This window comes from Microvirga arabica (genome assembly GCF_016811235.1).
GTDB classification, from domain to species: domain Bacteria; phylum Pseudomonadota; class Alphaproteobacteria; order Rhizobiales; family Beijerinckiaceae; genus Microvirga; species Microvirga arabica.
On sequence record NZ_JAFBID010000117.1, the window covers coordinates 1 to 14530 of the forward strand.

The 14530-nt window shown below is 62.5% G+C and carries 10 protein-coding genes; 7 read left to right on the top strand and 3 right to left on the bottom strand.

Annotation, left to right across the window (positions count from 1 at the left end):
- Positions 1-286 precede the first annotated feature (286 nt).
- Entirely contained in the window at positions 287-2917 is a 2631-nt protein-coding gene (locus JQC81_RS30230) for an ATP-binding protein (RefSeq protein ID WP_203275483.1), read from the top strand.
- Positions 2918-2998: 81 nt separating this feature from the next.
- Positions 2999-3271, top strand: coding sequence for a DUF4242 domain-containing protein (locus tag JQC81_RS30235; RefSeq protein ID WP_203275484.1), 273 nt, complete (start codon positions 2999-3001; stop codon positions 3269-3271).
- A 249-nt stretch (positions 3272-3520) separates the two neighbouring features.
- Here JQC81_RS30235 and JQC81_RS30240 read toward each other — a convergent pair whose 3' ends face one another.
- Complete coding sequence (locus JQC81_RS30240; protein WP_312887614.1) at positions 3521-5278, bottom strand: adenylate/guanylate cyclase domain-containing protein; 1758 nt, start codon at positions 5276-5278, stop codon at positions 3521-3523.
- 181 nt (positions 5279-5459) lie between these two features.
- On the opposite strand from JQC81_RS30240, the gene cysK reads away from it, so the two are divergent.
- The 3 genes from cysK to JQC81_RS30255 all read left to right on the top strand — a co-directional run bounded on the left by cysK (position 5460) and on the right by JQC81_RS30255 (position 8448).
- Complete coding sequence (gene cysK, locus JQC81_RS30245; RefSeq protein WP_203275485.1) at positions 5460-6545, top strand: cysteine synthase A; 1086 nt, start codon at positions 5460-5462, stop codon at positions 6543-6545.
- A 366-nt stretch (positions 6546-6911) separates the two neighbouring features.
- Positions 6912-7277 (top strand): cupin domain-containing protein, encoded by a 366-nt coding sequence (locus tag JQC81_RS30250; RefSeq protein ID WP_203275486.1) that lies wholly within the window; start codon positions 6912-6914, stop codon positions 7275-7277.
- A 538-nt stretch (positions 7278-7815) separates the two neighbouring features.
- A complete protein-coding gene (locus JQC81_RS30255; protein ID WP_203275487.1) occupies positions 7816-8448 on the top strand; it encodes a tyrosine-type recombinase/integrase in 633 nt (210 codons plus the stop codon).
- Between the two features lie 334 nt (positions 8449-8782).
- On the opposite strand, the gene JQC81_RS30260 is transcribed toward JQC81_RS30255, so the two are convergent.
- A complete protein-coding gene (locus JQC81_RS30260) occupies positions 8783-10456 on the bottom strand; it encodes a methyl-accepting chemotaxis protein (protein WP_203275488.1) in 1674 nt (557 codons plus the stop codon).
- 386 nt (positions 10457-10842) lie between these two features.
- Entirely contained in the window at positions 10843-12807 is a 1965-nt protein-coding gene (acs, locus tag JQC81_RS30265) for an acetate--CoA ligase (RefSeq protein ID WP_203275489.1), read from the bottom strand.
- A gap of 220 nt (positions 12808-13027) precedes the next feature.
- On the opposite strand from acs, the gene JQC81_RS30270 reads away from it, so the two are divergent.
- Both JQC81_RS30270 and JQC81_RS30275 read left to right on the top strand, forming a co-directional pair.
- On the top strand, positions 13028-13225 hold the full coding sequence (locus JQC81_RS30270; protein ID WP_203275490.1) for a hypothetical protein: 198 nt from the start codon (positions 13028-13030) through the stop codon (positions 13223-13225).
- 186 nt (positions 13226-13411) lie between these two features.
- Positions 13412-14422 carry a DUF6635 family protein gene (locus JQC81_RS30275; RefSeq protein WP_203275491.1) on the top strand — a complete coding sequence of 337 codons (1011 nt, stop codon included), beginning with the start codon at positions 13412-13414 and terminating at the stop codon, positions 14420-14422.
- The last annotated feature ends 108 nt before the right edge of the window (positions 14423-14530 follow it).

Below are 14530 nucleotides of genomic sequence, written 5' to 3' on the forward strand. Positions count from 1 at the left end.
TGCCAAAAGGAGACGTTCGAACAAATCACAATGATTGATTCCTCGGGCACTCTCCTGATCAGCCGCTCTCCACGCCTGAACACACATCGTCAGCCCAGCATGTACGGCTGACCGATCTCGAAGTGCATCCTGCTTGCTGCAAAATGTGGGGTGTGCGCCTGCACCCTCTGCGTGGGAGAACCCCAAGACTGGACACAAAGCCTCCGCAAGGGAAAGCGAAGGATATGCCGGGTCTAGCGCGCCGCTTGTAGTTCCGGCAGGATTGAAGCTTGAGCGGAACTCAGCCATGCAACTCCTTGAACGCCAAGCTTCGTTAGAGGTTTTACAGCAATCCGCGCGTGACTTGCGAGCTGGGCAGGGACGGGTCGTGCTGGTCAGCGGCGAGGCCGGTCTGGGCAAGACCTCACTCCTGGAGTCTTTCGCCTCCACCCACCGTGGACAGGAGCGCGTCCTGTGGGGCCGATGCGATCCCCTGTTTACCCCCTCGCCCTTGGCGCCATTCCAGGAAATCGCAGCTCAGATGGGCGGCAGGCTCTCGGCCCTGCCAGACGATCAGGCAGGCTCCACCGTGGTCTTCTCGAGGCTATTGCAGGAGCTCCATCGCGCCGGTCCGGCAATCTACGTGATTGAGGATCTGCATTGGGCCGACGAGGCGACCCTGGATGCCATCAAGTTCCTGGGGCGCCGGATCCAAGCCGTTGAAGCGTTGCTGATCGTGTCCTACCGCGACGATGAGTTGGATCAGAACCACTCCTTGCGCAACCTGCTGGCCGTACTGGCAACCTGCCGAACCGTCCGCCGGGTTCCGCTCGCCCCACTGTCGGTGGAGTCGGTCCGTCAGCTCATCCAGCAAGAGCGCTTCGATCCCGAGATCGTGCACCGGAAGACCGGCGGCAATCCGTTCCTCGTGACGGAACTTCTGGTTTCGGGCGAGGCCGACCGTGTCCCGCCCACCGTTCGTGACATAGTTCTCCAACGTGCTGCACGCCTTCCCAAGGCCGCCCGGAACGTTCTCGAGGTCGCTGCGGTGATTGGCCCGCGCTCCGATGCACGCCTCCTCCGGCGCATTGTAGGAGATGACGCCGATCTGACCGATGCGTGCATGGGCGTGGGACTCCTGCGTGCCGAGGGAGAGACGCTCGTCCTGCGCCATGAACTCACACGCCAGGCAGTGCTCGAGTCGATCGCACCCCCACGCAGGGCGGTTCTGCACAGCCAGGTGCTGGAGGCGCTGCTGGAACTCGGGACTGCCAGCGCGAGCCTTCTTGCGCACCATGCAGAGGCGGCCGGGGACGCGGAGGCCGTTCGGACGCACGCTCCTATTGCGGCGAAGCTGGCCAGATCCGTGGGATCGCACCGCGAGGCTGCCGATCAGCTCGCCAGAGCCTTGCGGTACACCGGATCGAACCGCCCTGAGGAGCGGGCTAACCTGCTTGAGGCTCTCGCGGAGGAGTGCGCGCTCCTGGACCGCCAGGGCGACGCTGCCGATACCCGGCGCCAAGCGGTCCACCTGTGGCGCGAGCTCGACAACCCGCGCAAGGAGGGCAGCAATCTCGCCGCGCTTGCCTGGCCCCTCGTTCGCTCGGGCCTGAATGCCGAGGCGGACGTCTGCAGTCTTAGGGCAATCGCGATCCTGGAGCGACTCGGACCCAGCCGCGAGCTCGCTGCCGCGCTGCGGATGCAGGCACACCTGCGGATGCTTGATCGCGACAAGGACTCGGCCATGGCGTGGGGGCGCAAGGCAATCGCGATGGCCGAGGCCGTGGGCGACCTGGAGACCTTGGCATCGGCACACCTCGCAGTCGGGGCCGCGATGCTTGTGACGGACGACCTGCGCGGCCGCACCTATCTTAATCGATGCATCTCACTGGCCCGGGAGCATGGCTTCGATGGCCTCGTTGCCCTTGCCTACCTTAACATCGGCTCCTCGTACGGTGAACAGTATCGCTTCACCGAGGCCGAGCGGATCCTGAAGGTGGGGATGGCATATGCCTTTGAGCGCGACCTCGATCATGCCCTCCACTACATTCAGGCATGGCTCGCCCTGACGTACCTTTATCAGGGTCGCTGGACCGACGCTGCGGACCTAGCACTTGAGGTTCTGCAAGCCCCCGAGTTGGCCGTGGTCAGCCGTATCATGGCACTCGTGGCACTTGGGCGGGTGCGGGCCCGCCGCGGTGATCCAGGGGTGTGGCCGGCTCTCGACGAGGCTCTGGACTTGGCACAACGGACCGGCACTCTCCAGCGTCTGGCGCCGGTGCGTGCAGCCCGAGCTGAGGCGGCTTGGCTTGGCGGGAGCCCTGAACGGGCGCGAACAGAGGCTGAAGCGGTCTGGGATCTTGCGCTTGCGCACCGCCACCCCTGGCATGTAGGCGAGTTCGCCTTCTGGCGTAGGCGGGCGGGATCAGAGGTTCGTTCTCCGAGCTGGATAGCGCGTCCGTTCCTGCTAGAGCTTGATGGCGATTGGCAGGATGCGGCCACCGCCTGGGCAGAGCGGGCCTGCCCGTACGAACGGGCCCGTTCTCTCGCCGAGGGCGACGAGGTTGCCTGCCGCGAGGCATTGACGCTCTTTGACAGGCTTGGAGCCAGCCCCGCCGCCGCTGCCCTGCGGCAGCGCCTGAGGAGTGAAGGGATCGGCCGCGTACCGCGTGGCCCGCGCGCCGCGACCCGGAGCAATTTACTGGGGCTGACCCCTCGCCAAGCGGAGATCCTCTTGCTGCTGAGGGAGGGCCTGACCAATGCGGCCATCGCGCGCCGACTGCACATTTCGACGAAGACGGTGGACCACCACGTCTCGGCGGTGCTCGCGAAGCTGGGTGTTTCATCACGCCTTGAAGTCGCGAAACTTGAGGCGAGCCCGCAGCCGACGATATTGGGCGGTGTGGCCAAATATGGGGACATTGGCCGCCCAGAATAGGGAGGTGTTCCCGATGCACATGAGCAGAGCCTGCGCGATCTTCCGGATGCAGCCCGAGTGGCTGCTTACGGAGGAAAGACAATGACCCGATATCTTGTGGAGCGGACCTTTCCGGATGGCCTTGGCCTGTCGGCCGACCAGACCGGTGCCCAGGCCAGCAATGCCGTGGTTGGGGTGAACAACCAGGAGCAAGTCACCTGGGTGCACTCCTACGTTACCCCAGACAAGAAGAGGACGTATTGCATCTACGATGCCCCCTCGCCAGAGGCCATCCGCAGGGTTGCGGAGCGAAACAACCTGCCGGTAGACCGGATCACCGAGGTGCGCGTACTCGATCCATACTTCCATTACTGATGCGGATGGAGAGCGGCCTCCGGCCAACCAGCGACGGAGGTCGCTCCCCTCGGAGCCAAGCCGACAGCTCGTAAATCTCACCTGAGGAACTCGCTGAGGGCAGCATCGGGTCAAAGAGTAGCGAACAGCAAATGAAATGAAGGTCCGCTAACCGCCTCATGAGCCGACTACAGGGCTTCTTCCGAGCAGTGCCTGGGGTCATTCAGCGCCTTGCTGGCAATGGAGTCCCAGTCACATGGTTTCGTCGGCTCAGGCCTCTGGCACGCCCAGCTTGCGCAAGTCGTCGGCAATCCGCTCCAGCGTGTCCGGATCGAAAACCATTGCCTCCTTGAAACGCGCAATCGTAAATTCGGGGTACGCCCGTGCCAACGCATCGCGCGACGCCTTCGCCTCCTCCTCCCGCCCAGCAGCCAGCAGCGCGGGGGCGAGATTGCGGTGGATCCAGAGCGCGTTCGGCCGCTCGTGGAGAGCGCGCAGGAACTCGTCGGCCGCTTTTGCAGGCCGCCCTGCGACCTGGAATGCGGACGCAATGCCGACATGATTGTTGAAATTCATTGGATCGAGCGGGCTCAATCGCAGGGCGCGCTCAAAATAAGCGTGCGCCGCCTCCGGCCGGCCGGAATAAACCTCCAGCCAGCCGAGACGGCTCAGAGCCCAGGCCGCGTTCGGGTCTAGTGCGATGGCGCGCTCCAATAGCACACGTGCAGTGCCGAAGTTGCGCGCGAATGTGTGGACAGCACCCAGAATCGCCAGGATCAACGGCTCATCGTTCGACAGTGTCGCGGCCCGTTCGCCGAGCGACAGCGCCCGCACCTTGGCGTCGCTCACATTCGCGACCCAGGAATAGACCGAGCGCTGTGCCCAGCACCACGCGGCTAGGGCAAGTGCCAATGGGTAGTCGGGATCTATCTCCAGAGCCTTGTTCAGCAGCGCGAGCGCCCTCTCCGCTTCCTGCTTTTCCAGTGCCCAGACGTGCGGCATAGCCTGCATGGTGTAGCCGTAGGCGCCCAAATCCTGCGGCCGCTTGCGCCGGACCCGCTCCACTTCGGCCAGCCGGATCGATGGCTGCAGGGCGCCGGCAACCTGCTCGGTGATACGATCCTGCAGCTCAAAGATATCGTCGAGCGCGCCATCGTACTTCTCGGCCCAGATGTGCGCACCGCCCGCCGTCTCGATCAGCTGGACGGTGATGCGCACGCGACCGCCAGCCCGCTGCACTGAGCCTTCAAGGACATAGCTGACCCCCAGCTCGCGCCCGATCTCGCGCACGTTCTTGTGCCTGCCCTTGTAGGCGAAAGCCGAGTTGCGGGCGATGACGAAAAAGCTGCGGATTCGGGACAGCGCCGCCGTGATCGCCTCAACGACGCCGTCCGCAAGATACTCCTGCTCGGGGTCACCAGACATGTTGTCGAAAGGCAGCACTGCGATCGAGGGCCGCTCCGGCACCTCATGCGTCTCCTTCCCGGTCGTAGCTGTCGCGCGAGCCTCACCTCCTGCAGCCGACCAGCGGAAAACCCGCACCGGAGTGGCGATGTTCTTGAGGCTCTGTTCACCAGCGTCCGTAAACTGCACGTCGACACGGCTGGCAGCATGCTCATGGGCTGTCGCGCTGAGGACGACCTCCCCCGGGCCAGCCACCTCTTGCAGACGGGCGGCGAGGTTGACGCCATCGCCATAGATGTCACTGCCTTCGATGATGACATCGCCCAGGTTCACGCCGACCCTGAGCTCGATCCGGCGCTCCAGCGGCGATCCCGCGTTCCGGGCTGTCAGCGCCCTTTGGATCTCGACGGCAGCGTTCACGGCATCAACGACGCTTGCGAACTCGACGAGCGCTCCGTCGCCCATCAGCTTGACGACACGACCGCGATTGTCGGCGACAATGGGCGAGAAGATGGTTCGCCTGATCTCGATCAGATCGCGGAGTGTCCGGGTCTCGTTGATGCCCATCAGGCGCGAGAAGCCCACAACATCGGCAGCCAGCACCGCCGCGAGGCGCCTCTGCACCCTACCACTTCCCGGTGTTGCCGCGTGTGACACCTTGCCCGCCTCGCTTGCCTCACCTCAAGACGCCAGAGTAGTTCGTCGATGCGGCACTGACAATCGCCGCACACTGCGGCGCTCCGAAACTCCTGGACGGCCTCCTCCCGGTTTACTAAGCTTAAGTGAGTCACGAGGAGGGCCAGCCATGGACAACCCGATGCCCCCGATCCGGACCACCGACGGCCGTGGGAGGCTGTACGAAAGCATTGTCGACACAATCGGCAATACGCCTTGCATCCGGGTCAACAATCTTGCCCCCAAACATGCCACAATCTACGTCAAGGCCGAGTTCTTCAACCCTGCGGCCTCGGTCAAGGACCGGCTTGCCATCGGCATCATCGAGGCGGCCGAGCGCTCGGGCACGCTGAAGCCTGGCCAGACCGTCGTGGAGGCAACCAGCGGCAACACCGGGATCGGGCTGGCGATGGTCTGCGCCCAAAAGGGCTATCCGCTGGTCGTGACGATGGCCGACAGCTTCTCGGTCGAGCGGCGCAAGATGATGCGGATGCTCGGCGCTAAGGTCGTGCTGACGCCACGCGCCGCCAAGGGCTTCGGGATGTATCAGAAGGCCGTGGAGATTGCGGAGGCGAACGGCTGGTTCCTTGCCCGGCAGTTCGAGACGGAGGCCAATGCCGACATCCATGAGGCGACCACGGCGCGCGAGATCCTCGGTGACTTCAGGGGTCAGCGGATCGACTATTTCGTGACCGGGTATGGCACGGGTGGAACGGTTACCGGTGTCGGGCGGGTGCTGCGCCGCGAGCGGCCCGAGACCAAGATCATCTTGAGCGAGCCGGCGAATGCGCAACTCGTCGGAAGCGGTCGCGCGCAGGGGCGTGATGAGAAAGGTGCCCCCGCCGATAGCCACCCCGCCTTCGAGCCGCACCCGATCCAAGGCTGGACCCCCGACTTCATTCCGCTCGTGCTCCAGGAGGCAATCGACCGGAACTTCTACGACGAAGTGATCCCTATTGCCGGTGCCGAGGGCATGAAATGGGCCAGGATGCTGGCTCAAAAGGAGGGCATCTTCACCGGCGTTTCGGGAGGCTCCACGTTCGCGGTCGCCATGCAAGTGGCTGAGAGGGCGCCCGAGGGATCGGTAATCCTCGCCATGCTACCCGACACCGGCGAGCGCTACCTCTCGACGCCGCTCTTTGAAGGCATTACCGAGGATATGACCGAAGAGGAGATCACGCTGTCGCGGTCTACGCCAGGATTTCAGATGAGCTAAACGCTTCGGCAGCGGCGATGGTGGAGTCAGTTCAAGTACGGCCTTCAAGCGTAAACGTGTGGAGGATTGCTAACGGCTTTAGTTCGAAACTCTGGCAAAGCTCGGCCTCGTGCTCGAAGGCGAGGTTCGGATTTGCTCCATGGCTCCGCTTCTCCAAGGCTCCCCTCAGCGAGCTGCATAGATCAATGCCACGGCCCGGTTCAGAGTGCGGGTTGCCTGGGCGGCGCCGGAGAAACAAACTAGTCCGGCTTACCCAGTGCGAGGTAAACGCCGCAGGCCTGCAACGAGACCGCTTGTTCTGCCACCTAAACCACCTGATACTTACCTCTGTGGCTCGTGCATTTCGCCGCGATGGAGAGCTTTGAGATGGCCTCTGCGATTGAAATTAGACAGTTTGAAAGCCCCGACCAGCTGCTCGACATGAAAGAGCACGGCCGAATTTCGATCATCAAGATGGCTGACGGCAAGGTCGGCATGCACGCAATCTTCGAACCTGGGTGGACCTGGGAGGGTGACGAGAAGCCGCTGCTCGGATCGCCCGACTCCTGCCCGATGCGCCACACTGGTTACTGCATCGGTGGCATGCTTGTGGTCCGCATGGTTGACACGGGTGTCGAGACGCGCATCAGCGCCGGTGACTTCTTCGAGATCCCGCCGGGCCACGATGCGTATGTCGAAGGCACCGAGCGCGCCGAGCTTATTTTGTTCGCACCGCCCGAGCACCAGCACTGACACACCGCTCTGGTTCGCTCTGGAACGGCAATTGTGGCCGACTAAAACACGTTTCCTCGCAGCAGAGCCCTTGTGTCTGCTGGTGCCTCGCTTCTGAGGCGCTGAAACCATGGAAGATCCCCGAGAGCGTTGGAGCATCGGACGAGAAGTCGAACTCGGTAAGTTCTGCACCCCAGCGATCGCGGGTCCATCTCGGAATCGGCCAAGGGTGCGTCCACTTATCAGTCCGATGCTCTAGCTTCGCCTGCAACGGCAGAAGCCTGCCGCCAATGCTCTAGAACGACGGAGCCGGACACTCGGTCGGCACGTCCGGATGGACATGACCCACTGGAATGCTGTTTGTCTACAAGACCTGCTCGCGTCGGAAACAATTTGGTAAAGTTCAGCAGTGGGTCACGAGCTGTATTTCGGTGCACAAAACGGGACGTCCGACTTGCCTTGATAAGCTGACGAAGACTCTCGGAAGAATGCCCGGTCTGGGTTTCGTCGGCGGAACGGCCAAGGTTCATTGTGGGGGCTTCGTTTCAGGAGCACTGCAATGCAAGACAGCATCTCTGACCATACTGGCCGAATTACCACCCCTTGGAACCGGGGCAAGCTGATTGGACCCAAGCCGCCTCTCAAGGCGAAGGAGATCTGGTCCATTCGGGTCAGGCTTCAGGTTGCCCATCGCATCCGGGATCTGGCCCTGTTCAACTTGGCCCTCGACAGCAAGCTCCGCGCCTGTGACTTGGTCGCGCTTCGCGTCGATGATGTGGCCCTCAATGGGCGGGTGCGATCCCGCGCCACGAGCATGCAGCGGAAGACCGGCCGGCCTGTTCAGTTTGAGATCACGGAGCAGACCCGCGAGGCTGTGGGGCGCTGGCTCGAGAAGAAGGACCTGCACAAGGGCGAGCCGCTGTTTCCAAGCCGCATTGATCGACAGAAGCCCATGACAACGCGCCAGTACGCCCGCCTTTTGGCATTCTGGCTTCAGGCGATTGGGCTGGATCCCCTCGCCTACGGCACCCATTCCCTACGACGAACCAAAGCATCGATGATCTACCGAAGGACAGGCAATCTCCGAGCCGTCCAGCTTCTGCTGGGTCACACCAAGATTGAGAGCACCGTTCGGTATCTTGGGATCGATGTCGACGATGCTCTTCTGATTGCAGAACAGGTTGAAATCTAAACGCAGAGGCGGCCCGTTGACGAGCCGCCTCAGACTTTACGCATACCGGAGCAATGTCCGGGCTTGAGGCTTAAGCAGCCACGAGACAAACGACCAGCGCGTGCCAGGAGCCGACCCATATCAGCAGTTCAGTTATGAGCCATGTCTGCGGAACCCGGGAACATCCCCAATGCTGCTGTCCTTGCATAGGTTGACGTGAAAACGGGCAATCAGCTCGTCTAAAGAGAAAAAGGCCGCTGTTTCCAACGACCCCCTGCGAGACTGCTCTGCGCAATATTAAAGAGAGCCTGCGTGGGGCTAGCTCATTCCATCCTGCGAGAGCATTCCTCACCTACTATGCTGCTTTGACGCCTGACAGGAAGTGCTCCACCTCCTGGCCAAGGCTGGCGGAGTGGCGCGCCAGCTCCTGCGCTGACGAGAGCACCTCGGCGGCTGCCGTGCCCGTTTCGCCCGCCCCTTGGCGAACCTCGCTGATGCTGCCGGTGACGAACTCCGTGCCACGCGCCGCTTCCTGCACATTGCGAGCAATCTCCGCAGTCGCCGCCCCCTGCTCCTCCATGGTCGCGGCAATCGACGTTGATATCTGGCTCATCTCACCAATCGTGCTGGCAATCGCCTGAATGGCCTGAACCGCCTCCGTTGTCGCTTGCTGCACGCTGGTAATCTGGGTCGAGATCTCGTCCGTGGCACGCGAGGTCTGGCTCGCCAGTTCCTTCACCTCTGAGGCCACCACCGCAAAGCCCTTGCCGGCCTCGCCAGCGCGTGCCGCCTCGATGGTGGCATTCAACGCCAGTAGATTGGTCTGGGACGCGATGGTGCTGATCAGCTGAACTACATGGCCGATCTTCTCGGCTGAGGCGGCCAGCATCTGCACGGTCTGGTTGGTGCGCTGGGCATCACCCACCGCGCGCTCGGCAATCTGCGAGGAGGTGTGAACCTGAGAGGCGATCTCGCGAATGGAGATCGACAGCTCCTCGGTGGCAGCCGCCACGGTCTGCACGTTAGCCGAGGTCTGCTGGGCAGCCGACGAGACGGTGACCGATTGCTGGGTGGTGCTGTCCGCCACAGCCGTCATGGACTGAGCAGTGTCCTCCAGCCCGTTCGCTGCAACCGAGAGGCGCTGAACCAGCACGCCGACCTTTGCCTCAAAGGTCTGGGCCAGCTCGGCCATCATGCGGCGCTTGTCGGCTTCGCTCTGCATGCGGGTGCGCTCCTGCTCGGTTCGCAGGTGCTCCATTTCCTGAGCGTTGTCACGGAAAACCTCGACGGCCCTGGCCATTTCGCCAAGCTCATCGCGCCGTCTTGCACCGACCACGTCAACGCCGGTATTCCCTTCAGCCAGAACCCTCATTGTCTTGGTCATGGCGCTGACGGGCCGTAAGACCCCACGGAGCAAGTAGAGGCAAAGTCCGATTGGCATCAGAACAGAGAGTGCAGCTGCGGCCATGTTCATCCAACGGGTCACGGCAGCCAGGGCACCTGCCTCGTGCTCGACCCGTTCTGACGCCGCTGCGATCCGGCCACTGATGGTCTCCATTGCAACTTCGAGTGCATCGAACTTCTGCACGAAGTCGGGAAGCCCCTGCTCGGCTTCCCTCGTGCTCTCAAAGGCCATCTCAACCAGGCTGGAAGCGGATTTCGCATAAGCTGTCAGGGGGGCCTCGACATCAGCCAGAGCGCTGCGGATCTCATCACTGAGAGCCAGCCCCTTGTTCTCGTCTATATCTCGTCGAAGCTGAGCTAGGTGATCGTTGAGGTCCTCCTCGATGTGCGGGCGCAGCGTCGGCTCGACCCGTGCCGCATGGAGGGCACGATAGACGTCGCCCCGCAACGCGTCGTGCATCATATCGGCGCTGCCCTGGTTCCGTGTTGCGTGCGCCAGGACGAGGTTTTGCGAGATGCTGTTCGTGAGAGCAGCATTGCTCCACACCGCACTGAGGCCCGCTCCAAGCCCTACGGTGAGCATGAGGCCAGTAATGATGATAAACTTTGCTCGTAACGACCGCATGACTTCCCCCACGTCCCCAGGAAATCATGGGCGGACCTATATTAATAAAGTCCTACATCACGGGTACATTCAAGTAATTTGCTTGCTCACCGTGGCACTGTACTGAACCCGACGCTGGGCAGATCGCCTGATCAAGGTTCGCTCATCGTAGTCAATGGGGCACCAGATTGCGGCCGCCCCCACACAAGGTATAAGGTCCGGATCGGGTCAAACTGAGCCGTTGGGCTTGGCCTTATGAGAGTCAGCTTACCCGATGACTACGGAAGTTCGGCTTTCACCTGCCACTTGGCAGAAGGCCACGTGGCTTGGTTCTTGGCGACTCCCATGGGCTCATCCGTGCCATCGGATCTTTCCCACGAACTCTCACAAGACCACTTGCCGCCTGATCAAACGACCTTGTTCAGATCCAACTGGTTCTGCTTCTGAAACCGCCTTACGATATCCTCAACCACACTGAGATCCGCCACCGTCGAGGTATCGCCGTGGCTCTCGAAATCCCCCGCCGCAATGCGGGTAAGGATCCGGCGCAGGATTTTCCCTGATCGGTTCTTAGGAAGCTGCGGAGCCCACTCGATCCGGTCCGGCATAGCGATGGGACCGATCCGCGTGCGCACGAGTTGTAGGAGTTCCCGCCGCAATTCATCGCTCTCGGTGATCCCCTCCTTCAGGGTTACGAAGGCAAAAATGCCCTGCCCCTTGATCTCGTGCGGGAAGCCGACCACCGCCGCTTCCGCTACGGATGAATGGGAGGCAAGCGCCGCCTCAATCTCGACGGTTCCGAGCCGGTGGCCCGACACGTTGATCACATCGTCGAGGCGGCCGGTGATCCAGTAATAGCCGTCGGCATCGCGGCGTGCGCCGTCACCTGTAAAATAATAGCCAGGGAAGGTGCTGAAATAGGTTTTCAGAAAGCGCTCGCGGTCACCCAAGATGGTCCGCGCCTGCCCTGGCCAGGAGTCGGCAAAGCACAAATTGCCTGCCCCCTCGCCTTCGACAGCAGAGCCATCACTGTTCAGCAGGGCGGGCCGGACGCCGAAGAAGGGTTTCGCAGCGGAGCCCGGCTTCAACGCCATCGCGCCCGGGAGAGGGCACAGGAGAACGGCCCCCGTTTCAGTCTGCCAGTAGGTGTCGGTGATGGGGCAGCGCCCTCCGCCGACGACCTCGTGATACCAGAGCCATGCTTCTGGATTGATCGGCTCGCCCACCGACCCCAGCACTCGGAGCGAGGAAAGATCGTGCTTGCGCACGGGTGCCTCGCCTTCGCGCATCAGTGAGCGGATGGCCGTCGGCGCGGTGTAGAAGATGTTGACCCGGTAAGCCTCGATGATCTGCCACCAGCGCGAGGCATCCGGCCAGGTTGGCACACCCTCGAACAGGACGACGGTGGCGCCGTTCGCGAGCGGGCCGTAGATCAGGTAAGTATGAGCCGTCACCCAACCCACATCCGCCGTGCAGAAGTGGATGTCACCGGGATGGTAGTCGAACATGGCTCTGAAGCTTGCCGCGGCGTGAACGAGGTAGCCACCGGTCGTGTGCAGCATGCCTTTCGGCTTGCCCGTGGAGCCGGAGGTGTAGAGCACGAAGAGCGGATCTTCCGCACCGACTTCCACGGGCGGGCAGTCTGCCGGTGCCTGGGCTAGAGCCCCGTCATACCAAAGGTCGCGCTCGGGGTTCATCGGCACGTCGCGACTGGTGCGGCGCACCACGAGCACATGCTCGACGAACGGTAGGCTTTCCAGCGCGGCATCGGCGTTCTTCTTGAGTGGAACATATTTCCCCGCCCGCAGGCCCTCGTCGGCCGTGATGAGCACCCGCGAGCGGCAATCTTTGATGCGGCCCGCGAGAGCCTCGGCCGAGAAGCCGCTGAACACGACCGAGTGCACCGCGCCGATCCGTGCGCAGGCGAGCATCGCCGCGATCGCCTCCGGGATCACCGGCAGGTAGACACTGACGAAGTCCCCCTTCTTGACGCCGAGTTTCGTGAGGGTGTTTGCAAGGCGCGAAACCTCCTGCCGCAAGTCGCTCCAGGTGACGCGCCGCTGGTCGCCGGGCGTATCGCCCGCCCAGAGGATCGCAGGCTCGCTGCCCTTTTGGGCCGCGTGACGGTCGAGGCAGTTGTAGGACGCATTCAACCTGCCGTCGGCGAACCATTCGATGGTGACATCCTCAGGCGAGTAGCGCGTGTTCTTCACTTGTGTGAAGGGCCTGCTCCAATCGAGAATCTGCGCCTGCTCACGCCAGAACCCTTCCGGGTCGTCGATAGAGCGGCGATACATTTCCTCATATCCTCGCGCATCCACATGGGCCTTTGATGCCAAGTCGGTCGGAATGGGAAAAACGTGCGGGTTCATGGGAGTTGGAGCCTCGAATAGAGCGCAGTCTGTACGAGCCATGGCATTGTCGCTCTGACACGGGGCTCAAATGGCCCACTGACAGCCTTTATGTCAACCATTTCGTTCGTTATTCAGAACAAGTTCGTCGGGGACCAAGGCAGCTCAGCGCTGCTAAGGAAGGTGGCATCGAGGCTGCCCTTTGCAGGTTCGGTTGGATCAGGATCCCGGGAAAACGACGATGATGCCCCAGCGAAACCTCCATGAGTGGGGCGAACGCGGGAGCGAGGATCTTCGCGTCTCCGCTCTCAACCCCGACTGCATGTATCTCGCAGGCGTCCATGGCGGGAGCAAGGGTAAGGCGGCCGCCTCCTCCATCCGCTATACGTTAGGCCACAGCGTAACCCTTCATGTGACCTGCCCATACCTCTCCAACTGAAATCATTGCCTCCTGCCACACCGTCGTTTCGAACAACACTCCAAGCCCGATGACGTCTCTGCCCTGTCAACTCGCGAGCGCTCGGGTGAGGAGACGCTCACTGCACTGGCGAAGCTGGGCGACGCTTGTGGCAAGGTCATGCTGGTCACACTATCTCGTGGCAACGCAAACAAGGTGAGCGGAACTATGGCACAAGCAAGGGGAAGTCAGTCAGGCGCCGAGACCCTGCTGACGCGTGAGGATGCCAGCCGCATTGTCGCCGACGGCGCACGCCGGTACTTCCAGAGCCGCCGGGAGAGGGTCGACGCGTTCGTCGACCGCCACTTCTCGTTCTCCGGCTCGCTCTCCATGCACCGCAAGGCGATCGGATGGGATATGCTGAAGGCCCCTGCCAACATTGCCCTTGCGGTTCCCCAACTTGCGGCGAAGCTCGCGGCGGCAGGGGCAAAGGCGGTTGGCGCCGACAGGACCTCAGAGTACCTCGGATCGCGCAGGCTGGTGTTCGACACCGAGGTCGGAAACGAGATCGAGTGGCTTGTCATCACCGAACTCCTCGAGCTGCCGTTTCGGCAAGGTGATCGTATGTCCCACCAGGATGCCCTGGCGGAGGCCATCCTGTCCGCCCCGGAACTTCAGGAGCGGCTGCATACGGCTCTCGGGACGATTGGCAGGAAAGGGGATGATGCCGTCTTCCGTGAACGTTTGGAGGAGACCCTGGAGACCTACGCCGGAACCCGGGTCGCAGCCGCCGAGATCGCCACGTCCCTGATGACGCTCGGAGCGGGTGCGATCACCATGCAGCAGGTCACGCCGGGCGTGATGTCCCTTGGTCCCGCCCTTGCAGCCGCCTTGGCCAAGAACGCGGCCGTGGCCTCGTTCCCGCTTGGGGCGGGAGCCGGTGGCCTTTGGTATGGCCTATTCCCAGCAGCGGTTTCCCCCGTGCTGGTCGGGGGCGTGACCGGGGGGCTTCTGGCTGCCACGTCCATTGCATCCGCTTTCGCGGGCATCATCGCGGACCCGGTCCAGAAAGAACTAGGGCTTCATCATCGCCGTCTGCACCGGCTCATCGATGCGGTGGAAAAACAATGGAACCTCGAGCACGAGGATGCTGATTTCGTGGCACACGACCCGTACGTCGCCCGGCTCATGGACGTGTTCGACATCCTGAGCAGCGCCTACCGCGTCGCCAGGGCATGATGAAGGGCATGGCTTGACGCCTCAGGTCAAGCCGGGGAACCCCCGTCCATCAGGAACATCCAAAGTTCCCTGCTTGAGCCGACATTCGCCAAACTTCCGGGAAGTGCC